The following is a 23,104-nucleotide window of genomic DNA, read 5'->3' on the forward strand; positions in this document are numbered from 1 at the left end:
TGGACATGAAACGCTTCCGCATCATTGGCTCTATGGCAATTGTATCTCTTGCCCTTGCAGGCTGTATAGCAACTGGCCCCGGCGGTGGCGGCAATGTCCCTGTTATCAATCGCGCACCAGCAGGCATTGATGGAGCATGGGTCGATCCAAACGGCATCGTCTCATCATTCAATGGCGGTATTTTCGAAACCCGTTCCACCGACACCAATGAAAAGCTTGCAGAAGGCAATTATCGCTATCAGTCGCCTCAGCTCGTTGAAATCGACATGCGTTCTATAGTTCGTGGAACCACATCACGTGTAAACTGCGCACTCGTTTCCCAGAACCAGCTCAACTGCACATCATCAGCGGGTTCGCGCTTCTCATTGACCCGTCGCGGTTAACAACTATATGAATAATAATTGAAACGGCATATGCTCTCTGCATATGCCGTTTTTTATGTATGCTTACAGCTCAAAACTGATAATTCATTGGCCGTGGATATTGTCAGGATTGTAATTTGCCTTTTTTTCTCTAGTTTTCCTGCTAAGCAGGAGTCGGAAAATGAGTGAGGCAGATAAATTGATCGACAACACAATCAACCATGCTGTCAAACAGCCCAAAATCGGTGTGCTGCTGGTCAATCTCGGAACGCCCGATGGCACCAGCTATGCCCCGATGCGTCGCTACCTTGCCGAATTTTTATCCGACCGCCGTGTTATCGAATGGCCGCGCCTTATCTGGTATCCGATCTTCTATGGCATAGTGCTCAATACACGTCCGAAGCGTTCCGGCGCACTCTATGACCGCATCTGGAACCGCGAAAAAAACGAATCCCCACTGCGCACTTTCACGCGTTCGCAAGGAGAAAAGCTTGCCATAGCGCTGAAAGATCAGCCGAATGTCATCGTGGACTGGGCCATGCGCTATGGACAACCCTCAATTGAAGACGTGACAGACCGCCTGCTCAAACAAGGCTGCGAACGCATCGTCATGTTCCCGCTCTATCCGCAATATTCGGCGACAACCACAGCCACCGTAAATGATAAATTCTTTGAAGTGCTCATGAAAAAGCGCTTCATGCCAGCAATACGGACAATCCCTTCCTATGAGGTGGAGCCGGTCTATATCGAGGCACTTGCACAATCGATTGAGAAGCATCTGGCAACGCTTGATTTCAAACCGGAAGTGATCCTTGCTTCCTATCATGGCATTCCAAAAAGCTATTCCGACAAGGGCGATCCATATCGTTCGCAATGCCTTGAAACATCAAGACTTTTACGTGCACGTCTTGGCATGGATGACAAACAGTTTCGTTCAACCTTCCAGTCCCGTTTCGGTCCGGAGGAATGGTTAACACCCTATACAGACGAAACTGTAGTGGAACTCGCCAAACAGGGCGTAAAATCTGTTGCGGTTCTCAATCCCGGTTTTGTTGTAGACTGTCTGGAGACAGTGGATGAAATCGGCCATGAAGCAGCAGAAGCTTTTCATGAAGCGGGTGGTGAAAACTTCAGCCACATACCATGCCTCAACGACAGTGCAGAAGGTATGAAGGTCATCGAAACTCTTGTCCGTCGCGAGTTACAGGGCTGGATTTGATTTAAAGGAATTACATAATGAGCGGTTTTGACATCACGCTACTGATTTTAGCTGCACTTGTTCTCGTAACGCTTTTTGCTGGCATCAAAACAGTGCCACAGGGTTATAATTATACAGTTGAGCGTTTTGGTCGCTATACCCGCACCCTGATGCCGGGCCTTAATCTTATCATACCTTTCTTTGACCGTATCGGTGCACGCCTTAACATGATGGAACAGGTACTCGATGTGCCGACGCAGGAAGTTATTACCCGCGATAACGCCATAGTCGGGGTGGATGGCGTGGCCTTTTATCAGGTGCTCAACGCCGCACAGGCTGCCTATCAGGTTTCCAATCTGCAATATGCGATCCTGAACCTTACCATGACCAATATCCGCTCGGTCATGGGCTCGATGGATCTTGATGAACTGCTTTCCAACCGCGATGCGATCAATGATCGTCTGTTACGAATTGTTGATGAAGCAGCCCATCCATGGGGTCTTAAAATGACCCGTGTAGAAATCAAGGACATTAATCCGCCGGAAGACATTGTCACTTCAATGGCTCGTCAGATGAAGGCCGAACGCGACAAACGTGCGCAAGTGCTGGAAGCGGAAGGCGATCGCAACGCCCAGATTCTGCGTGCTGAAGGCCAGAAACAGTCGCAAATTCTTGAAGCAGAAGGCAAACTGGAAGCCGCAAAGCGCGAAGCTGAAGCCCGCGAACGCCTTGCCGAAGCGGAAGCAAAAGCAACAACACTGGTTTCCGACGCCGTTTCAAGCGGAAATGTGCAGGCACTCAACTATTTCGTTGCACAAAAATACACCGAAGCACTTGGCAATATCGCAAGCGCCAAAAACCAGAAAGTGGTTCTCATGCCACTTGAAGCAAGCGCATTGATCGGCTCACTTGGCGGCATCGGCGCGATTGCCAAGGAAGTGTTTGGCCATGGTAATCATCCGGTTGATCCAACACCACCGACCGCGCCTGCAACACGCTCACGCAGCATCCCAACCACTCGCAGCTAACAAAAAGCAGGGCGTCATGATCATAGATTTCCTGTCACAACTGGGGCTTTGGAACTGGTTCGTTCTGGGGCTCGCTTTGTTGATTCTTGAAATTCTGGCACCCGGTATCTTCTTGATCTGGTTTGGAGTTGCTGCACTTGTGACAGGCATGCTGGCTTTCCTGCTTGGCTCATTGGCAGCTTTTGGCTGGCAATTACAAATCGCCCTATTTCTGCTGCTTGCGGTCGTTTTTGTGCTGGCAGGTCGCCGCTTCTTTGGCTCTAGTGGTCGCCAGGATGAGCCGTTGCTCAACCGACGTGGAGATCAACTCGTCGGCCAGCGTGCAACACTGGCAGAACCAATTATCAATGGTCGGGGACGTATCCGCATCAATGATACGACATGGCGCATCAAGGGCCCGGACCTGCCCGCTGGCACCGAAGTGCGCATTATCTCGTTTGATCAAATTACACTTGAGATGGAAGTGGCTGTTTAAACAGCCACTTTCTTAGGGGCAGGACCCCAAACTCACGCAACGCCAATTCGCAGCAGGTCGTGGAAATGGACAAGGCCAATGGGCCGATTGTCTTCAACAACGATCAACGCACCTATATGCTTTTCATTGATAAGACTGAGCGCAGCACTCGCCAACATATTCTGGCTGACCGTTTTAGGTGCGCGCGTCATGATATCGTCTACAGCAAGCTCCGAAAGATTGCGGCTGAGATTGCGTGAAATATCTCCATCAGTGATTATTCCGGCCAGCTGGCCGTCCTGATCGACAACAATCACGCATCCAAAGCTCTTTTGCGCCTGTATCTTCATGGCATCCGGCATCAATGTACCGATTGTCACCAGTGGCAAACGATCGCCCTTATGCATAATCTCTCGAACATGGACAAGACTTGCACCCAGAGAGCCACCCGGATGAAAGGTTTTGAAATCAGTCGGGCTGAAACCACGCGCCTCAAGGAGTGCAATGGCAAGCGCATCGCCAATCGCCAATTGCATCATCGTTGATGTTGTTGGTGCAAGACCATGCGGACAGGCTTCCTGCGCCTTTGGCAAGAGCAGAACGACATTCGCCGCGCGTCCAAGCGCCGACTCCTCACCCGCAGTAATTGCAATCAGTGGAATGCGGAAGCGCTGCGAATAATTGACAATGCCCTTGAGCTCAGCCGTTTCGCCAGACCATGAAATTGCAAGAATGACATCATCGGTGCCAATCATGCCAAGATCACCATGATTGGCTTCTGCTGAATGAACGAAGAATGCCGAGGTTCCGGTTGATGCAAAAGTTGCGGCAAGCTTGCTGCCAATATGGCCACTCTTGCCCACTCCTGTCACAACTAATCGCCCCTTTGAGGAAACGATCGTCCTGACGGCCTCGGCAAAGGGCGCAGAAAGGCCATTATTCAGTGCTTCTTCAAGCGCCACAAGACCGGCATTTTCAGTCCGGATCGTGCGCAGAGCCGAAGCAATCAAATCTTGCGCAAGTGCGCCTTCATGTGTCGTATCAAGCTTTGTCATGACATAGACGGTTAGCGCCTTCCAGCCTGCTTGTCCAAGTATTTGTTGACGCATAATACGAAGCTCAAAGGGCAATATTCAATAAAGAATTAACCATGTCCGTTTACCGTTCATCTACCACGTTGCAACGGTTTCAAGACAATATGCTTTTTGCCAAATTCACACCCGGCGGATTCTCGCCCCTTGCCAGCAGGCTGAGATGTCTGTTGCTGGCAGGTTGTGCTTTGGCAGTTAGCGTCCCGACAGCATTTTCCCAGAATGCCCAGCTTCGGAGCAGCATTGATGATGATAGCACCGCCATCTTCTCGTCTGATCCAACAGCGGATTTCGAAAATGACGCAGCGGATACCAATGCAGAACGAACAAATGAATTTGCAGATGATTTTTACACGCCACCCGCTGCCCCACAAACCAAAGAAACTGTACACACACCGCCGCCAGTGAGTGAAGAATATCCCCTACGCCTCCTGAGCACCGATAATATGCCTGTGAGTGCAATTACAACCGAAGAGCAAAGTGAAACTGGCCGTTCTCAGCGTGAAAACCTGCCAGCACTGCCCGAACAGGGCCGCCATTTAACCTCGCAGACCGATCCATTCGCTCCTGTGGGCATTCGTGCAGGCAATTTCATATTGCGTCCGTCACTCGAACAGGGCATTCGCGCGACGAGCAATGGCGATAACAGCTCGACCGGCTCTGGCGCCGTACTTTCAGAAACAACGCTGCGCGTGAATGCAGAATCGGATTGGGGACGCCATCAGGCTAAAATCGATGCCGCCGGGACATTAAGCAAATCAATCTCCGGGCAGGACGTATCAGAACCACGCGTGGATATTCAAGGCAATCTGCGTTTTGACCTAAGCAATGAGACCACGCTCAATGCTGGCGCTGGCTATAAGCTGCGCCGTGAAAGTGCATCAAGCCCGAACGGCGTCACTGATGCCCTGAAACGACCGCTCCTTCACACAATCCACGGCAGCTTAGGCATTGAGCGCGACACCGGATTGCTTTTCGGTCGTGCAACAGGGCGAGTGGAGCGTGAAACCTATGGCGATGCTGAACTCTCTTCCGGCGGAACTGTCAGCCAGAAAGATCGCGATAATACCTATGCTAGCATCACATTACGCGGCGGCTTTGCAATTTCACCGGCCCTTAAACCATTCGCCGAAATAGAGCTGGGCAAACGTCATTTCGATGAACGCATAGATAGCAATGGCTATGATCGCAGTGGCTCGCAATATGCATTACGCGGTGGATTGATGTTGGATCGCGGCGAAAAATTCAATGGTGAATTCTCCATCGGTTACATAGGCGCAACAAATGACGACCCCCGCCTCTCCAATATTAGTGGACCATCATTGGCCGCAAGCATCAACTGGTCGCCATTACGCGGTACTGATATCCAATTTTATGCACAAACAATCGTAGATACATCGACAACACCCGGTGTTTCAGGAGCGCTTTTACATCTTGCAAGCCTTGAGTTAACACGGCGGGTAAGATCAGATCTGAGCCTGAATGGTAAGCTCGATCTCAATGTCCGAAATAACAAAGACGGCACCGGGACTGACTATACTATCGGGGCGCAAATCGGCACGACTTATTGGATCAACCGCTTTATCGGAATTGATGCACGCTTACGCCATGAGTTTCAGACCAGTGAGGTTTCTTATCGAAATTACCACGCCAACAGCCTCTATGTTGGCATGAAACTTCAGCGTTAAAAAAGCTGGCCGGTTTTGATTAGCTTAAAGAAATTATCTCGAACGCATCGGGCCAGCCATGCATGAAAGAATATTATCTTTAAGAACCAGACGATGAAACAAAACAGCCAATATATGCAAGATAATCAGAACACACAGACCCCATGAAAGCGGACTGTGCAATGCATTTGCAGGTGCCATCATCCACTCCACCTTTTCGCCTGTTGCAGGCACAATATTGATACCCCATTGCTCACGTCCCTTGCCGCTGCCATAGGCTCGAAACAGTGCCAAAGCCGGAATAGTAAACAGCAGCACATAGAAAGTAAGGTGAGCGATGCGTGCCAATTTGCCCATAAGTCCAGCCTCCTGTGGCGGACGCTGATTACGGTTGATGAATGCCCAGATAGCACGCACCACAACCAGTACAATCGTCAGAAACCCGACTGTTCCATGGCCCGGGCCAAAAGCTCCAATAGTTTCAAGCACCGGTGATGGGCCAACCATTTTCCAGGACAGGATCATCGCAAACTGCCAGAGCAAAATATAAGCCATAGCCCAATGCAGAATACGGCTCACGAGCCCATATCGCTTTGGTGAATCTCTCCAGATTGGTGTATTCATATCCATCAGAATATTCCTTTTAGCGACAGAGCGCGTGCATTTAATAAATGCAGACACCTTTCGAACAGTCATGATTTTCTAGCTGATGAGAGTGCCCAAGCAAGATAAGGTGCACCAACCAATGCTGCGAAGAGACCCAGCGGCAAGTCATAAGGGAAGGTCGCATTACGCGAACCTAGATCAGCAATCACCATCAAAAGTGCACCAAGCACAGCTGATGCAATAATATGCGATTGAGCCTGATCAAAACCCATACGACGTGTCATATGCGGTGCCATCAATCCCACGAAACTTAAAGGTCCAACCAGCAGCGATGCGCCAGCACTTGCAATGGCAGCAAGGACGATCAGAAATATCCGCGCAGCCCTCACAGGCAGACCAAGCGAGATCGGAATAGTCTGTCCCAAAGGCAGAATTGTCAGCCAGCGCGACGAAAACAATGCCAATCCGATTACACCCAATGTCATCACGATCAGGACGATCGAACTTTCAGGCGTTGCCGTTGACGATGCCCCGCTGAGCCAGGCAAGAATCTGCCATGAGCGCTGATCGCCGATAGAAAGAAAGATACTCAATATGGCAGATGCAAGTGATCCTATAGAAATTCCAGCCAGTAACAAACGTGCGGATGACAACCTTCTGCGGCTTGCAAAACTCAGAACAACCAACATTGAAATCAACGCGCCGAGAGATGCACAGAGCAACAATTGCGTATTATTTGGCGCGGCGAAAATTGTAAGTGCAATAGCGAAGCCTATGCCCGCTCCACCACTCACGCCGATCACTTCCGGGCTTGCAAGAGGATTGCCAGTCAACCGCTGAAGGATAGCGCCTGCCATTGCAAGCAGACTACCCGCAGCAGCAGCAGCCAAAAGGCGCGGCCAACGCAAAGGCAGGATATCGTGAAAATTTTCTCCCGTCAGGAGCAAAAAGCCCTCAGGCATCCGCCCGAGTGCAAGAGCGAAAAACACAGCAACCAGCAGGGCAACAATCAGCGCAGCAAGCTTGATGTTAGAAGCGCGGCTAAAAAAATGAGAGGGCGAAGACTGCTGCGAAGTCGCTGTGCGAACGCGCGGAATAAGCCAAAGCAATAATGGCCCACCGATGAGAGCTGTCACTGCACCTGTTGGAAAGGTTTCGCCAAGACTGGCTCCGAAAACCTGCACCGCTCCATCGCATATCCAGAGCAGACATGCCCCGGCAAAAGGTGATGCTAACAGGATTGAACCGGGTTTTCTGACACCAAATCCCCGCACGATTGCAGGTGCGGCAAGTCCGATAAAACTAACCAGACCGACATTGGCTGCAACGCCTGCACTAAGTACCACTGAAACCACCACGACCGCCACACGCAACCAGGTCAGTGAGACACCCAGCGAACGCGCACTGCTATCACCAAGGCCTGCAAGCGTTAGCGGACGGATCAGAATAATTGCCGCGGTCAGACAGATAAAAAAGGGCCAGGCAAGGGCTATGGTCGATGACCAGTCCTGTTGACTTAAAGACCCACCATTCCATACGACCAGTGACATGAGGTACTGGCCCTGCGATAATGTCATGGCAGCAGAAATCGCGCTGCATGTAATACCAATCAGAAGACCGGAAATGACCATAGTGACCGGTTCAAGCCGGTTGCGCCAGCCGAGTAGAAATACGATTATAGTTGCAATACCAGCACCTATAAGCGCGACCATCCAGCGAAACTGATCAAGCACCGTCGGGAAAAACAATGTTGCAGTAACAATTGCCAGCTGCGCCCCTGAAGACACCCCAAGCGTTGATGGATCAGCAATTGGATTGTTTAACAACCGCTGCAACAAGGCGCCCGCCAACCCAAGTGATGCACCTGCAAAAATCGCAACCGAAGCGCGTGGAAACAATGCATAGGCCAAAATGACCTGTTCAGTGCTCATATCTTGTGGATCAAACGGCAATGAAGGCCATTGGGCAAAAGGTAGAAACGCATTAGCGTTCCAGAAAAACAGCCCAAGGGCAATGAGAACGCCAATCATAGCGATCGAAACCAGTTTGCCGTTTGTCACACTATCCTTTGTCACAAGGAGGCCTCGCCGCTTCTTTGTAGAGCATCGCGAAGGAGCCGTGCAAATCGTAATCCCGCCGTTAATCCACCATAAGGGCTAATATTATCAAGCATATAAACACGGCCATCGCGCACGGGCTTAAGCGATTGCCAGATTACGCTGTTACGCAGGCTGTTTCGTGCTTCTACCGGAATATCCGAAATTATCACGATACGCGCATCGGGAATTGCAGCCAGATTTTCAAGTGGAACAGGTGCTGCAAATGTAAAGCGTGAACGATCTGTCCAGGCATTTATAAGACCAAGCCTGCCCAGCACATCACCAAACATGCTATCACTGCCAAAAGCTCGAAAATGTCGCGCATCACCAATATTGATAAGATAGGTAGGACGCGATGCAAAAGGCACTAATGCCTCTTTGGTCCTACTAATAAATTCTTCCTGCTCATTAATGACACTTGTTGCTTTTGCACTGAGTTCAAGCTTGTCACCGAGTGTACTCACCGCTTCCAGCGCTTTTTCATAAGGCGCTTCACCGTGCACATAAAACGGCAATGATAAAATCGGCGCTATCGACTTCATCGCTTCTTCATGCTGGATATAGAAGGGAGAGCTAAGGATCAAATCAGGTTTGAGCAGATAAAGCAGCTCAAAATTTGGCGAACCGCGTAAACCAAGATCGACAACCGAAGAAGGCAGTTTAGGTTCAACCGCATCTTCACGAAATCGGATAAGTTCAGTTGCGGCAATGGGTGTAATACCCAATGCGCTCACAGTTTCAAGCATCGCCCAATCAATAGCTGCAATACGAGGAAATGGATTGGCGCGCACCAGATTCGGCAAAGCCAAAGCTGCCATAAAAGCGAGTGCTTTCCGGCGGCTGATTTTAGGCGCAGTGAATATTGATCCGTGCTGCGGGTCTGTTACCATTGAAATGTCAGCTTGCTGATGTAAATTTTGTTGCCACAATAGTTACATCTGAAAGAACTGCAACTTGGCGCTTGCTTCTTAACTGCTATATTTTTTAATATTTAGCGATACCTTGATGTAATTTTTCTGATAGCAACCTCGGCAAAAGCCTTCCATCAATATCATGCACATTCCCTGCGCTACTAAAGTCCGCATGCGTTAATCATAATATTCGTATGCTCAAAAAAGCCCCGCTTTCATCTTTGAAAGCGGGGTTTATCATAATCAATGCAGCTTGTTTCAGTTCATTCCGGCTTAATCGTTTTCAGCAGGTCTGTAATTGAAATTTCAACCGTTGGGCGAATATCTTTACGCCACAATGCAAAAGCCACATTCGCTTCGATAAAACCCGACTTCGAACCACAATCAAAGGTCCGGCCGCGATAATTAAATCCATAGAATTTCTGTGCATCAGCGAGCTTGAGCATCGCATCAGTCAACTGGATTTCATTACCAGCACCCTTTTCCTGCTTGGCTAACAATTCAAAGATTTCTGGCTGAAGAATATAGCGACCATTAATATAGAGATTGGATGGTGCGGTGCCCTTGGCAGGCTTTTCAACCATCTGGTTGATCTCAAAACCATTACCAATCACATTGCCCTTACCGACAATACCATATTTATGCGCTTCTTCAGGGTCGCATTCCTGCACAGCAATCACATTGCCGCCGGTCTGCTCATAAAGCTCAACCATTTCCTTCAGGCAACCCTTTTTCGACTGCATAACCATATCCGGTAAAAGCAATGCGAAAGGCTCATTGCCCACCAGTTCACGTGCACACCAGACTGCATGACCAAGTCCCAGAGGCACTTGTTGACGGGTGAAGCTGGTCGTGCCAGGCTGCGGCTGCAATTCCTGCAAATGCTCAAGTTCCGCCTGTTTGCCGCGTTCAGCAAGTGTGGAGTAAAGCTCAACCTGTGCATCGAAATAGTCTTCGATAACAGCCTTGTTGCGACCGGTGACGAAAATCAGGTGTTCGATACCCGCTTCGCGAGCCTCATCCACAACATACTGGATAACAGGCTTATCAACGACGGTGAGCATTTCCTTTGGAACCGATTTAGTTGCTGGAAGAAAACGGGTTCCAAGTCCTGCGACCGGGAAAACTGCCTTACGAATTTTACGGATCGAACTCATTCATCTCCTCGATTTTTCTCAATAATACGATGACGCTATCAAAGCATTTAAACCATTGCATTTCAAATAGGGCGTTTTCGTTAAGGAAAGAGAAAATTCTGCCACTATGGTATCACATTCGATAACCTGGCCTTAATCTTACTTGATTCAAAAACTCTGGAAATTCTATGCATTTTTACAGTGCCCTCACCATGGTAAACTAAATGCTAACCTGAAGCCTGTAATATTAGCTCATGATAGAGTCGGCCCCAAATTCAACACTGGAAAGCATTAAAGACTTGATGCAACCTGACTGAAACAGGCTCGACATGAAAGGCAACACGCCGTGCGACACGGCAAAATATGGTACGGAAGGGAACCACAGAATGCTGCGATTTCCATTCACTCTGGCACGAGGAATACATGCCAGAATTACAGCAACCATTGCGGTAGCAATACTTGCATCCGGTTTAGTGACAGGGACCGCTTTCGCTGATGCTAATTTTAAAAAATGGGTTTCCAGTTTTCGAACCACAGCTATCAAGAATGGCGTCTCGCCGTCCACCTTCGACAGGGCCTTCAAGGGTGTCAACTCGCCTGACCCAGAAGTTTTGCGCAAAGCACGCTTCCAGCCAGAGTTCAACGAACCGATCTGGAGCTATATTGACAACCGCGTGAATGAGCATTCTGTCGCTGTTGGCCAAAGCATGGCACGCAAATGGGAGCCATGGCTGCAACGTATCGAACAGCGCTTTTCTGTTGATCGCAATATCCTGCTCGCTATCTGGTCGATGGAAAGCAATTATGGCGAAATCCTCAAGCGTGATGATGTCATGATGGATACTATTCGCTCGCTTGCAACTCTTGCCTATGCTGATCAGCGCCGCGCCAAATTTGGCCGCACACAATTAATCGCTGCGATGAAAATTCTCCAGACTGGCGATATTGATCGCGGCCACCTCACCGGTTCATGGGCCGGTGCGATGGGACATACGCAGTTCATTCCGACGAGTTATCAGGCCTATGCCGTTGATATGGATCGTAATGGCAAGCGCGACATCTGGAACTCTGTTCCCGATGCTCTCGGCACAGCCGCTAATCTTCTGCACCGTAATGGCTGGCAACCGGGTCGTACATGGGGGTATGAAGTTGTTCTCCCAGCAGGCCGCAAGTTTCCTTCCGGTTCGCTTTCTGTTGCGCAATGGCAGAAGCTTGGCGTGGTCCGGGCTAATGGCCGGCCATTTCCGGATCCTAATGAAAAGGTCACTCTAAAGGTTCTCGACGGACGTCAGGGACCAGCCTTCCTGATGGGCAAGAACTTCTTTGTCATAAAACGCTACAATAATGCCGATAAATATGCTCTCGCTGTTGGCTTGCTTGCAGATCGCATCGGTGGTTATCAAGGTCTTCGCCAAGACTGGAACCGCCCTTTTACCCCGATCACTATGAACGAGCGAGAAGAGTTGCAGACACATCTTAAAGCGCTAGGCTATTATGATGGCAAGATCGACGGTAAAATCGGTTCAACATCGCGCAAGGCGATTGAAGCTTTCCAGCAACGCAATGGCTTGCAACCGGATGGGCACCCAAGCGCAGAAGTGCTGTCGGTTCTGCGTCGCCGGTAAACAATACTGAATTTCAGGGAGTGTGCCATAGTGTGCACTCCTTTTCTTTTCCGCACTAAACACTAATGTAAGCGTAGGAAAGGACGAAACAAATGCAGTTTATGCACAAAGCATCTATTCTTGCATCGACTATGTTTGTCAGTCTCATACTCACGCTGGTATCACTTTCTCCCGCATTCTCACAGGAGCGTCCGCGTACAATCTTTGATTTGCTGTTTGGTCAGAAACAGGCGCAACCGCAGCGCAAGTATGAACAACCCAAACCTCAACGGATTCGTCCCGCCAAGCCAAAACGCACACCAAAAGCCACAGCACCGATCATACGATCTTCACCTGCGGCTTCACCGCGGCCTGAGATCAATTTTGTTGAGAAAAAACCTGATGCCAAAAAGATTCTGGTCGTTGGTGACTTTATTGCAAACGGGCTTGCGGAAGGACTTAATGTCGCCTTTGCAACCAATCCAGATATGCGCATTGTTAGTCGTATCAATGGCTCGTCCGGCTTTGTGCGGGACGACCATTTTGATTGGCCCGCTAATATTGGCACAATTCTTGATGAAGAAAAGCCTGATGCTGTTATCGTGATGCTTGGCTCCAATGACCGGCAGACCATCAGTGCCAAAGGGCAGAGTTTCAGCATTCGTTCACCCGAATGGATCGTGGAATATCAAAACCGTGTGACAAAATTCCTGGCTGAAATTACCGATCAGAACTATCCATTAATATGGGTTGGTCAGCCCCCATTCCGCCCACGCGGTATGTCACAGGATATGCTTGCGCTTAATGAGATTTACCGCACCAGCGTTGAAAAAGCTGGCGGCAAATTTATCGATATATGGGACGGTTTTGTTGATCAGGACGATAATTTCAGCGAAACAGGTTTTGATATCAATGGCCAGACTGCACGTCTGCGAGCCAATGATGGCATAAACACCACATCAGCCGGCAGGCGCAAACTCGCTTTCTATGCTGAGAAACCGTTAAATGGATTATTTGAAGATAATCGGACGAGCAAACAGCTCTTGCCTACAGCCGCTATTCAGGATCCTTCAAAACCGGTCAATCGTATAGCACCAGTCAACCTGCAAGATATTCATCGTGACAATAACAATATTCTGCTCGGAGACGAACTTGGCTTAAACAAGCAAGATGCTAAAAAGGCAGCCATTGCACAAAAAGCATCACCTGGTCGCGCAGATGATTTTTCATGGCCATCCGGAAACATAAATCCCTGAATAATCTACTGATTAACCGTTAAGCGATCTAGCTTGGTGCAAAAAATCAGTGAATTTATCGGTGTTTCTCAGCCTAAATGTTATATTTCGCATAGTTCCCATTTCAGATTTCCTCAGCTATCAGGAGTTCACGTAGTCCAGTAGAAGCATCTGGTCACACGACAGCAATGCATAAGAGGCATCTGAATGAATATTGCATCGAAGCCTTCCGTTGAAAACAACCGGGAGGGAGAACCCCATCTTGCACGTAATCTGTCCAATCGCCATCTCCAACTGATCGCCATTGGCGGGGCAATTGGCACGGGCCTTTTCATGGGCTCCGGTAAGACTATATCGCTTGCTGGCCCCTCTATTCTGCTCGTCTATGCGATCATCGGCTTTATGCTGTTTTTTGTGATGCGTGCACTGGGTGAAATCCTTCTGTCCAATCTTGAATATCGCTCATTCGCTGATTTCGCAGGCGATTATCTCGGTCCATGGGCACAGTTTTTCACTGGCTGGACTTACTGGCTTTGCTGGATTGTCACGGGTATCGCCGATGTTGTAGCCGTTTCGGGCTATATCTCGTTCTGGTATCCTGAACTTGCGCTCTGGATTCCGGCGCTTGGTCTGATTGGTGTGTTACTATTGCTGAACCTGCCAAATGTACGCAACTTTGGTGAGATAGAATTCTGGTTTGCATTGATCAAAATCGTTGCAATCGTCGCACTTATACTGGCTGGCGCCTATATGCTGATTACCGGTTTTGCGCTTCCTAACGGCACACAGGCATCGGTTACGCATCTGTGGGCCAATGGCGGATTTTTCCCGAATGGGTTCTTCGGCTTTGTGGCTGGATTCCAGATTGCGGTTTTTGCATTTGTCGGTATTGAACTGGTTGGTACGGCTGCGGCTGAAACTGAAAATCCTTTGAGAAATCTGCCAAAAGCCATCAACTCGATCCCTATCCGCGTTGTGCTTTTCTATGTCGGCGCATTATTCGTGATCATCACGGTTATTCCATGGAATCAGGTCGATCCGGGTTCAAGTCCGTTCGTTGCAATGTTCTCGCTGGCCGGTCTTGGCATTGCTGCGCATGTGGTCAACTTCGTCGTGCTGACCTCGGCAACATCAAGCGCCAATTCCGGCATCTACTCGACCTCGCGCATGATCTATGGTCTGGCAACATCACGCCTCGCGCCGCAAATACTGGGCAAACTGAACAGCCGTAAAGTGCCAGTCAATGCGCTGTTTTTCTCCTGCATTTTTCTGCTTGCAGGTGTTGTGCTCCTTTATGCAGGCGATAGCATTATTGAAGTGTTCACCATCGTTACAACCATTTCTGCGCTTCTTTTCATCTTTATCTGGTCGATCATTCTTGCATCTTATCTTCAGTATCGTCGCAAGCGTCCTGATTTGCATGAAAAGTCCACTTTCAAGCTGCCTGGTGGCCGCGCTGCTGTCGCTATGGTATTTGCCTTCTTCGCCTTCATCCTTTGGGCGCTCGCACAGGAACAGGATACAGCTATTGCTTTGAAAATTACTCCTGTCTGGTTCATATTCTTAGGCATTGTCTATCTGGTAATTCGCAAGAACTACCGGCAGAACTAAAAAGCAAAAAAACCGGCACATTGCCGGGTTTTTTTGGAGTGCCGTAAAAAATTAACGCGGCAACACGGACGATTCCATCAGATCCGTGTCAATTGCATGAGCTGCCTGACGGCCTTCACGAATTGCCCAGACAACCAGTGATTGACCGCGACGTACATCGCCAGCTGCATAAAGCTTCTCGACACTGGTGCGGTAGTCGCGTTCATTAGCCTTTACTGACGTTCCACCACGACGGTCCGTTGCGATTTCGAGCTTGTCGCCCAATTCTTTAAGTACCGAGTTTTCCGCCGGACCAAAAAAACCAATCGCGATGAAAGCAAGATCAGCCTTGATGAAAAACTCGGAGCCTGCAATCGGCTTGCGCTTTTCATCAACATGGCAGCACTTTACATGGGTAAGCTTGCCATCTTCGCCGATAAACTCAAGTGTTGCCACCTGAAACTCGCGATTAGCACCTTCAGCCTGACTAGATGATGTTCGCATCTTTGTCGCCCAATAAGGCCAAACGCTGAGCTTATCTTCCCTTTCAGGCGGCTGCGGTCGAATATCAAGCTGCGTCACATTAACTGCTCCCTGACGGAAAGCCGTACCAACGCAGTCCGATGCTGTATCGCCACCGCCAACAACCACAATATGCTTGCCACCAGCCAGAATGGGTGCTTCGTGCCATGCGACCGATTCAATGTTTTCGCGACCAACGCGGCGGTTCTGCTGCACAAGATACGGCATTGCATCATGAACGCCTTCAAGGTCAGCACCCGGAATACCGGCTGGGCGAGGCTTTTCTGAACCACCAGAGTAAAGCACCGCATCATAAGTATCGAGCAAACCACGCAGCGGCTTGTCTACACCAATATTCACGCCGCAAAGAAAGCGCACGCCCTCACCTTCCATCTGCGCTACACGACGGTCAATGAGGTGCTTTTCCATCTTGAAATCAGGTATGCCATAACGCAACAAACCTCCGGGACGGCTTTCACGTTCATAGACATCGACCATGTGACCCGCGCGTGCAAGCTGTTGCGCGGCAGCAAGGCCTGCCGGGCCAGAGCCTATGATCGCCACTGATTTGCCAGTTTTTTGCACAGAAGGCTGCGGAACGATGTAACCTAACTCATAAGCCTTGTCGCCCAGTGCCTGTTCGACAGTCTTGATTGCAACGGGGGCATCTTCAAGGTTCAGCGTGCAGGCTTCTTCGCAAGGGGCCGGACAGACACGACCGGTAAACTCCGGAAAATTGTTGGTCAGATGCAGGTTGCGGATCGCCTGATCCCAGTTGTTATTATAGACGAGATCGTTCCAGTCCGGGATCTGGTTATGCACGGGGCAACCCGTCGGACCATGACAAAACGGAATGCCACAATCCATACAACGTGCAGCCTGTTTCTGCACTTCACCATCGCTCATCGGGAGTACAAACTCGCGAAAATGACGAATACGATCCGATGCAGGCTGATACTTTGCGACCTGCCGGTCGATCTCAAGAAAACCAGTAACTTTACCCATTATTCCATGCTCCTCTCACCCTGTGAGATTCGGGCTCTACTCGCCATTTCAGGCGCACGAAAACCACGTTTGATATTCTCTTACTCAGCTGCAACACCGACCTGCATACGCTCCATCTCTTCAAGAGCGCGACGATACTCGACCGGCATAACCTTCACGAATTTCGGGCGATAGCTTTCCCAGTTATCGAGAATATCCCTGGCGCGGGTAGAGCCGGTGTAATGCAGATGATTGGCAATCAGCTGCACCAGACGTTCTTCATCATGGCGCGTCATATTTGCCGATACATCCACACGGCCCTTGTGCATCAGGTCACCACCATGATGATGCAGCTTTTCAAGGATATCATCCTCCTCCGGCACCGGCTCCAGTTCGACCATTGCCATATTGCAGCGCTGTGCAAAATCACCTTCTTCGTCAAGCACATAGGCAACTCCGCCCGACATGCCAGCTGCAAAGTTACGGCCAGTCTGACCAATAACCACAACCACACCGCCCGTCATATATTCGCAGCCGTGATCGCCCACGCCTTCGACAACCGTTACAGCGCCTGAGTTACGCACGGCAAAACGTTCGCCTGCCACGCCGCGGAAATAGCATTCGCCCTCAAGCGCACCATAAAGCACGGTATTGCCTGCGATTATCGAATCTTCAGCCACAATACGTGTATCTTCCGGCGGACGTATGACAATGCGGCCTCCCGAAAGACCTTTGCCGATATAGTCATTGCCATCGCCGATCAGCTCGAACGTAATGCCGCGTGCCAGGAAGGCGCCGAAAGACTGACCAGCCGTTCCGCGCAGGGTAACGGCAATAGTATCATCCGGCAGCCCCTTATGACGGAACCGTTTAGCCACTTCGCCCGAAAGCATGGCGCCTGCCGAACGGTCGACGTTCTTGATATCAATATCAATCTTGACCGGCGTCTTGTTTTCCAGTGCAGGCATGGCTTCAGCAATCAATTTGCGATCCAGAATATCTTCAATCGGGTGATGCTGGCGTTCGGTCCAGAAGATTTCATGCTTCTCTGCTTCCGGCTTATAGAAGATGCGGCTGAAATCGAGCCCCTTGGCCTTCCAGTGATCAATCATGGTCTGCTTTTCGAGCAGTTCCGTTTCACCAATGATTTGCTCAAGCTTCGTGAAGCCCATTGCTGCAAGAAGTGCGCGTACTTCTTCTGCCAGATAGAAGAAGAAATTGATGACATGCTCAGGCGTGCCCTTGAAGCGCTTGCGCAAAACAGGATCCTGCGTGGCAACACCCACCGGGCAGGTATTGAGATGACATTTGCGCATCATGATACAGCCAGCAGCAATCAGCGGAGCGGTCGAAAAACCGAACTCATCAGCACCGAGCAACGCACCAATGATCACGTCACGACCGGTCCGAAGGCCGCCATCGACCTGCAAAGCAACGCGTGAACGAAGACCATTCAACACCAGCGTCTGATGGGTTTCGGCAAGGCCGATTTCCCAAGGACTTCCGGCGTGCTTTAATGAAGTGAGCGGAGAGGCTCCCGTGCCGCCATCATAGCCGGATACAGTGATATGATCCGCACGCGCTTTTGCAACACCTGCAGCAACAGTGCCGACTCCCACTTCCGACACCAGCTTCACCGATATATCGGCTACCGGATTGACGTTTTTCAAATCGTAAATCAACTGTGCCAGATCTTCGATCGAATAAATGTCATGGTGTGGCGGAGGCGAAATGAGACCAACGCCCGGCGTCGAATGGCGCGTCTTGGCAATTGTTGCATCAACCTTGTGACCCGGAAGCTGGCCGCCTTCACCTGGCTTTGCGCCTTGAGCCACCTTGATCTGGATGAGATCGGCATTGACCAGATATTCTGTTGTCACCCCGAAGCGGCCTGATGCAACCTGCTTGATCGCAGAGCGTTCAGGATTTGGCTTTCCATCGGGCAGCGGATAGAAACGATCCGGCTCCTCTCCGCCTTCACCCGTGTTTGACTTGCCACCTATCGCGTTCATCGCCCGCGCAAGAGTGGTATGTGCTTCGCGCGAAATCGAGCCAAACGACATAGCGCCTGTCGAAAAACGCTTGACGATATCGACTGCCGGTTCAACATCCTCGATTGCCACCGGCTTGCGGCCACTCGCTTCTGCAAGGCGTATATCAAACAGGCCGCGAATGGTTTTTGCCTGCGCTGCCTTGGAATCAAGCATCGATGTATATTCGGTGAATATAGCCGGGTTTGACGTACGCACTGCATGCTGCAATTTTGCAACTGCATCCGGCGACCAGAGATGTGCTTCACCACGCATACGATAGGCATATTCGCCACCAACTTCGAGTGATGTCAGCAGCACAGGATCGTTGCCAAAGGCAGATGTATGGCGACGAACCGTTTCTTCCGCAATTTCGTCAAGGCCCACACCTTCAATCGTCGTGGCGGTGCCAAAGAAGAACTGATCGACAAAATCAGACTTCAAGCCAACGGCATCAAAAATCTGCGCACCGCAATAGGACTGATAAGTCGAAATGCCCATCTTGGACATGACCTTGAGAATGCCTTTGCCAATCGACTTGATATAGCGCTTGACCACTTCATATTCATCGACTTCCGGCGGGAACTCACGGCGACGATGCATGTCGAGCAGCGTGTCAAATGCGAGATAGGGATTGATTGCTTCTGCACCATAGCCTGCAAGACAGGCAAAATGATGCACTTCACGCGGCTCGCCCGATTCAACGACCAGACCAACCGATGTACGCTGGCCCTTGCGGATCAGATGATGATGAACAGCAGCCGTGGCCAACAATGCCGGAATTGCAATACGATCTGGACCAACCTGACGATCCGACAGGATGACAATGTTATAACCACCATGCACGGCAGCTTCTGCACGGTCGCACAAACGCTCGAGTGCACCCTGCATCCCGCTCGCGCCTTCGCCGACATTATAGGTGATGTCGAGCGTTTTTGTATCAAAGCGATCTTCCGTATGTCCGATAGAACGGATTTTCTCAAGATCGCCATTGGTCAGGATCGGTTGACGCACTTCCAGACGCTTGCGGCGCGATGTACCAACCAGATCAAAAATATTCGGACGCGGACCAATGAAGGAGACGAGGCTCATCACCAGCTCTTCACGGATCGGATCAATCGGCGGATTCGTGACCTGCGCGAAATTCTGCTTGAAATAAGTATACAAAAGTTTCGATTTGTCGGACATGGCCGAAATCGGCGTATCCGTCCCCATCGAACCAATAGCTTCCTGACCGGTGGTCGCCATCGGCGACATAAGCAGCTTTGTGTCTTCCTGTGTGTAACCAAATGACTGCTGACGATCAAGCAGGCTCACATCCTTACGCAATGCGCGTGGCTCCACAGGCGCCAGATCTTCCAGAATAAGCTGGGTATTGGAAAGCCACTTTTTATAGGGATGCTTTTGCGCAATCTGCGACTTGATTTCTTCATCCGAAACGATACGGCCTTCTTCCATATCAATGAGCAGCATACGGCCCGGCTGAAGACGCCATTTTTTGACAATCCGCTTTTCTTCGACAGGCAGCACGCCAGCTTCAGACGCCAGAATGACGAAATCATCCTCAGTCACGATATAACGGGCCGGACGCAGGCCATTACGATCAAGCGTTGCACCAATCTGCCGACCGTCAGTGAAAGCCACAGCAGCAGGACCATCCCATGGCTCCATCAAAGCGGCGTGGTATTCATAAAACGCACGGCGTTCATCCGACATCAGCTTGTTGCCTGACCATGCTTCCGGGATCAGCATCATCATTGCGTGCGCCAGAGAGTAGCCACCCTGATGTAGAAATTCGAGCGCATTATCAAAACAGGCAGTGTCTGACTGACCTTCATAGGAGATTGGCCATAGCTTGGAAATATCGTTGCCAAACAGCTCCGAATCCACAGATGCCTGCCGTGCGGCCATCCAGTTTACGTTGCCGCGCAACGTATTGATCTCACCATTATGTGCAACCATACGATATGGATGCGCCAGACGCCATGAAGGGAAAGTGTTGGTTGAAAAACGCTGATGAACAAGCGCCACCGCACTTTCAAAGCGCGGATCTTTCAGATCATTGTAATAGGCGCCCACCTGATAGGCCAGAAACATACCCTTATAGACAATCGTACGCGCTGACATGGAGACAATATAGAAGCCCTTATCGTCACCGTCATTTTCCTGATAGATGCGATTGGAAATAACCTTGCGCAGCACAAACAGGCGGCGCTCAAAATCATCATCCGTTTCAATAGTCGTGCTACGGCCAATGAAAACCTGCACATGGAAAGGCTCGGTTGCTGCAATTTCCGGCGCTTTTGACAGCGATGCATTATCCACCGGCACCTTGCGGAAGCCGATAAAAACCTGCCCTTCCGAGCCAATCACTTCCTTGATAATTTCTTCAATATGCGTGCGCAGTGCCTCATCACGCGGCATGAAGAGATAGCCGACCGCATAATGGCCAGACTGCGGCAGATCGATGCCCTGCCGCGCCATTTCCTCACGAAAAAAGCGATCGGGTATCTGTACCAGAATGCCCGCACCATCACCCATCAACGGATCAGCGCCAACCGCCCCGCGATGAGTAAGGTTTTCAAGCATCTTGAGACCATTTTCGACAACCTGATGCGACTTCTGACCTTTCATATGCGCTATGAAGCCAACGCCACAGGCGTCACGTTCATTGCGCGGGTCATAAAGGCCTTGGGCAGGCGGCGTTCCTGCCGATGTTCGCATTTTTCGGGTCATGCTCACGGAAGTTGTCGTGGCAGCTTTGACTGTTCCGTTCTGACCGTTGTGCAAATCCACATGCGATACAGATGGCGTCAAATGCGGCATCGTCATTCCCTCCAATGAGTGCGCAACCCTGTGCGCGATACGATAATGAACCGAAACGGCTATTCGTTCCGTACTGGTTTAGTCACGCATATAATCCCAAAGCTGCTTTGCACTTTTCGGGATGCGCTTTATTCCGATGTATTGAGAGCCTTATCAAAAAGGCGTTGGACGACGTTCCATGGCCGAAGACTGAGCCTTCGTGAGGAATATTGCTTTCGCGCCTTAGTCTTTCAGGCTCGGCAAGCGATCTCGGCGCGCATATAGCGCACCAAACTCCCTTGTCTCTTTTAAATGCCGTATTCTGCCGGATCAGACCGGTCTGCACGACACTTTCTTTTTGCAACCGTAGGACACTTTGATAAGAAATTCCGACAATTACAGTGGGAAATTGGACAGCACCGGTGAACTAGTCAGTATTGCTGTCCTAATTACGTATGACAGAATTCAAATCCTCTCACAAGATGGAAACATAATTTTTTTGATCCCCTTGCGAAACAAAGTGTCGCATGTGCACACAAAAGCATCATTAAATTACATAAAGCAGGCATTGCATCCGCCTAGTCCCGATAGAACCGGATAACTGAAGCTTCTAAAAGTAGAGAAAACTGTCTGATTTTTAGCCTTACGCACGCTATCAAGTCCGGTTATAGACCTTGACTATAAAGTCCTACCGCCAGTGGAGAACATCGTGCATTTTGCTTCAGACAACTGGGCAGGCGCCCATCCAAAAATCGCCGAGAGTCTTTCCCTTCATGCCAATGGCTTTGCCGCAGCCTATGGCGCCAGCGAAATAGACAAACGCGTAGAACAACGCTTCAATGAATTATTTGAACGTGAAGTTGCGGTCTTCTTTGTCGGTACAGGCACAGCAGCCAACGCCCTTGCTCTCGCCAGCGTCAATCGTCCAGGCGGTGTCTCGCTTGTACATCGCGAAGCCCATGTAATCGAGGATGAATGCGGCGCACCTGAATATTTCACCGGTGGGGCGCGTCTGCATCCAATCGATGGTGCAATGGGACGTATCGACCCTGAATTACTCAAGCGCGAGCTCAAACGTTTCAACCCGGCCTTTGTTCATGCCGGTCAACCGATGGCGGTCAGCATCACGCAGGCCACGGAAGTTGGCACGCTGTATCAGCCTGAACATATCGCGACGATCTCGCAGATCTGCCGCGATGCGGGCCTGCCGCTGCATATGGATGGGGCACGCTTTGCCAATGCATTGGTGTCACTTGATATGACTCCCGCCGAAATGACCTGGAAACAAGGTGTCGATATCCTCTCCTTTGGCGGCACAAAGAATGGATGCTGGTGTGCGGAGGCCCTTGTCTTTATGGATCCAGCCCATGCCAAGGATCTGCCTTTTATCCGTAAACGTGCGGCACAGCTTTTTTCAAAAACGCGGTTTATTGCAGCACAGTTCGACGCCTATCTTGCAGATGGTCTGTGGATTCAACTGGCGAAACATTCAAATGCCCTCGCCGCACGCCTCGCTCATCATATTCATGTATCAAGCCAGATGCGCCTTGCATGGAAGCCCGAAGCCAATGAGGTTTTTGCGATCATGAAACAATCTGTTTATGACCGTCTGCGGGATGCTGGTGCAGTCTTCTATGACTGGAATCCACCACATTCGGAAGTCAACCGCATCAGCGAAGGTGAGATTTTTGCCCGCTTCGTAACAAGCTTTGCCAATACAGAAGAAGAAGTCGAGCAATTCGGAAAGCTAATAGCCTGAACGAAAAAAGCGGCGCATTAAGC

The 23,104-nt window shown here is 50.2% G+C and carries 16 protein-coding genes; 9 read left to right on the top strand and 7 right to left on the bottom strand.

Translation table 11 applies throughout. The features are described from left to right. The first annotated feature begins 5 nt into the window (after nucleotides 1-5). The 4 genes from omp10 to FHY56_RS02055 all read left to right on the top strand — a co-directional run bounded on the left by omp10 (nucleotide 6) and on the right by FHY56_RS02055 (nucleotide 3,063). Nucleotides 6-383, top strand: coding sequence for an outer membrane lipoprotein Omp10 (gene omp10 / locus FHY56_RS02040; RefSeq protein ID WP_140903496.1), 378 nt, complete (start codon nucleotides 6-8; stop codon nucleotides 381-383). Between the two features lie 160 nt (nucleotides 384-543). Beyond that, nucleotides 544-1,581: a ferrochelatase gene (gene hemH / locus FHY56_RS02045; protein ID WP_140903497.1), complete on the top strand. Its 1,038-nt coding sequence runs from the start codon at nucleotides 544-546 to the stop codon at nucleotides 1,579-1,581. A 17-nt stretch (nucleotides 1,582-1,598) separates the two neighbouring features. After that, entirely contained in the window at nucleotides 1,599-2,588 is a 990-nt protein-coding gene (locus tag FHY56_RS02050) for an SPFH domain-containing protein (RefSeq protein WP_140903498.1), read from the top strand. 16 nt (nucleotides 2,589-2,604) lie between these two features. Continuing rightward, nucleotides 2,605-3,063, top strand: coding sequence for an NfeD family protein (locus FHY56_RS02055; RefSeq protein ID WP_140903499.1), 459 nt, complete (start codon nucleotides 2,605-2,607; stop codon nucleotides 3,061-3,063). 32 nt (nucleotides 3,064-3,095) lie between these two features. Here FHY56_RS02055 and FHY56_RS02060 read toward each other — a convergent pair whose 3' ends face one another. Continuing rightward, nucleotides 3,096-4,097: a KpsF/GutQ family sugar-phosphate isomerase gene (locus FHY56_RS02060; protein WP_140903556.1), complete on the bottom strand. Its 1,002-nt coding sequence runs from the start codon at nucleotides 4,095-4,097 to the stop codon at nucleotides 3,096-3,098. A 143-nt stretch (nucleotides 4,098-4,240) separates the two neighbouring features. Between FHY56_RS02060 and FHY56_RS02065 the strand changes: the two genes are divergently transcribed. Continuing rightward, nucleotides 4,241-5,821, top strand: coding sequence for an outer membrane beta-barrel protein (locus tag FHY56_RS02065; protein WP_140903557.1), 1,581 nt, complete (start codon nucleotides 4,241-4,243; stop codon nucleotides 5,819-5,821). A 33-nt stretch (nucleotides 5,822-5,854) separates the two neighbouring features. On the opposite strand, the gene FHY56_RS02070 is transcribed toward FHY56_RS02065, so the two are convergent. From FHY56_RS02070 to galU, 4 genes are all read right to left on the bottom strand, one after another. After that, nucleotides 5,855-6,430: a cytochrome b gene (locus FHY56_RS02070; protein ID WP_158447723.1), complete on the bottom strand. Its 576-nt coding sequence runs from the start codon at nucleotides 6,428-6,430 to the stop codon at nucleotides 5,855-5,857. A gap of 62 nt (nucleotides 6,431-6,492) precedes the next feature. Continuing rightward, nucleotides 6,493-8,466, bottom strand: coding sequence for a Fe(3+)-hydroxamate ABC transporter permease FhuB (fhuB, locus tag FHY56_RS02075; protein WP_140903558.1), 1,974 nt, complete (start codon nucleotides 8,464-8,466; stop codon nucleotides 6,493-6,495). An 11-nt stretch (nucleotides 8,467-8,477) separates the two neighbouring features. Beyond that, nucleotides 8,478-9,395 carry an iron-siderophore ABC transporter substrate-binding protein gene (locus FHY56_RS02080; RefSeq protein WP_140903501.1) on the bottom strand — a complete coding sequence of 306 codons (918 nt, stop codon included), beginning with the start codon at nucleotides 9,393-9,395 and terminating at the stop codon, nucleotides 8,478-8,480. A gap of 284 nt (nucleotides 9,396-9,679) precedes the next feature. Beyond that, on the bottom strand, nucleotides 9,680-10,573 hold the full coding sequence (galU, locus tag FHY56_RS02085) for a UTP--glucose-1-phosphate uridylyltransferase GalU (protein ID WP_140903502.1): 894 nt from the start codon (nucleotides 10,571-10,573) through the stop codon (nucleotides 9,680-9,682). Between the two features lie 365 nt (nucleotides 10,574-10,938). Here galU and FHY56_RS02090 point away from each other — a divergent pair, with 365 nt between their 5' ends. The 3 genes from FHY56_RS02090 to FHY56_RS02100 all read left to right on the top strand — a co-directional run bounded on the left by FHY56_RS02090 (nucleotide 10,939) and on the right by FHY56_RS02100 (nucleotide 15,002). Continuing rightward, nucleotides 10,939-12,177, top strand: a complete 1,239-nt coding sequence (locus FHY56_RS02090; protein ID WP_140903503.1) for a lytic murein transglycosylase — start codon at nucleotides 10,939-10,941, stop codon at nucleotides 12,175-12,177. 92 nt (nucleotides 12,178-12,269) lie between these two features. Further along, a complete protein-coding gene (locus tag FHY56_RS02095; protein ID WP_140903504.1) occupies nucleotides 12,270-13,412 on the top strand; it encodes an SGNH/GDSL hydrolase family protein in 1,143 nt (380 codons plus the stop codon). A gap of 186 nt (nucleotides 13,413-13,598) precedes the next feature. Next, complete coding sequence (locus FHY56_RS02100) at nucleotides 13,599-15,002, top strand: amino acid permease (protein WP_140903505.1); 1,404 nt, start codon at nucleotides 13,599-13,601, stop codon at nucleotides 15,000-15,002. Nucleotides 15,003-15,053: 51 nt separating this feature from the next. Here the strand turns inward: FHY56_RS02100 and FHY56_RS02105 are convergent, their stop codons facing one another. Then, nucleotides 15,054-16,508 (bottom strand): glutamate synthase subunit beta, encoded by a 1,455-nt coding sequence (locus FHY56_RS02105; RefSeq protein WP_140903506.1) that lies wholly within the window; start codon nucleotides 16,506-16,508, stop codon nucleotides 15,054-15,056. Between the two features lie 80 nt (nucleotides 16,509-16,588). Next, nucleotides 16,589-21,343: a glutamate synthase large subunit gene (gltB, locus tag FHY56_RS02110; RefSeq protein WP_140903507.1), complete on the bottom strand. Its 4,755-nt coding sequence runs from the start codon at nucleotides 21,341-21,343 to the stop codon at nucleotides 16,589-16,591. A 688-nt stretch (nucleotides 21,344-22,031) separates the two neighbouring features. On the opposite strand from gltB, the gene FHY56_RS02115 reads away from it, so the two are divergent. After that, entirely contained in the window at nucleotides 22,032-23,081 is a 1,050-nt protein-coding gene (locus FHY56_RS02115; RefSeq protein WP_140903508.1) for a threonine aldolase family protein, read from the top strand. Nucleotides 23,082-23,104: the final 23 nt, after the last annotated feature.

Source organism: Brucella gallinifaecis (genome assembly GCF_006476605.1).
Taxonomy (GTDB): Bacteria; Pseudomonadota; Alphaproteobacteria; order Rhizobiales; family Rhizobiaceae; genus Brucella; species Brucella gallinifaecis.

Bases quoted from the DNA above. Each gene is read 5' to 3' on its own strand.
- omp10 (WP_140903496.1), top strand. From the start codon at position 6: ATGAAACGCTTCCGCATCATTGGCTCTATGGCAATTGTATCTCTTGCC.
- hemH (WP_140903497.1), top strand. From the start codon at position 544: ATGAGTGAGGCAGATAAATTGATCGACAACACAATCAACCATGCTGTC.
- FHY56_RS02050 (WP_140903498.1), top strand. From the start codon at position 1,599: ATGAGCGGTTTTGACATCACGCTACTGATTTTAGCTGCACTTGTTCTC.
- FHY56_RS02055 (WP_140903499.1), top strand. From the start codon at position 2,605: ATGATCATAGATTTCCTGTCACAACTGGGGCTTTGGAACTGGTTCGTT.
- FHY56_RS02060 (WP_140903556.1), bottom strand. From the start codon at position 4,097: ATGACAAAGCTTGATACGACACATGAAGGCGCACTTGCGCAAGATTTG.
- FHY56_RS02065 (WP_140903557.1), top strand. From the start codon at position 4,241: ATGCTTTTTGCCAAATTCACACCCGGCGGATTCTCGCCCCTTGCCAGC.
- FHY56_RS02070 (WP_158447723.1), bottom strand. From the start codon at position 6,430: ATGGATATGAATACACCAATCTGGAGAGATTCACCAAAGCGATATGGG.
- FHY56_RS02080 (WP_140903501.1), bottom strand. From the start codon at position 9,395: ATGGTAACAGACCCGCAGCACGGATCAATATTCACTGCGCCTAAAATC.
- galU (WP_140903502.1), bottom strand. From the start codon at position 10,573: ATGAGTTCGATCCGTAAAATTCGTAAGGCAGTTTTCCCGGTCGCAGGA.
- FHY56_RS02090 (WP_140903503.1), top strand. From the start codon at position 10,939: ATGCTGCGATTTCCATTCACTCTGGCACGAGGAATACATGCCAGAATT.
- FHY56_RS02095 (WP_140903504.1), top strand. From the start codon at position 12,270: ATGCAGTTTATGCACAAAGCATCTATTCTTGCATCGACTATGTTTGTC.
- FHY56_RS02100 (WP_140903505.1), top strand. From the start codon at position 13,599: ATGAATATTGCATCGAAGCCTTCCGTTGAAAACAACCGGGAGGGAGAA.
- FHY56_RS02105 (WP_140903506.1), bottom strand. From the start codon at position 16,508: ATGGGTAAAGTTACTGGTTTTCTTGAGATCGACCGGCAGGTCGCAAAG.
- gltB (WP_140903507.1), bottom strand. From the start codon at position 21,343: ATGCCGCATTTGACGCCATCTGTATCGCATGTGGATTTGCACAACGGT.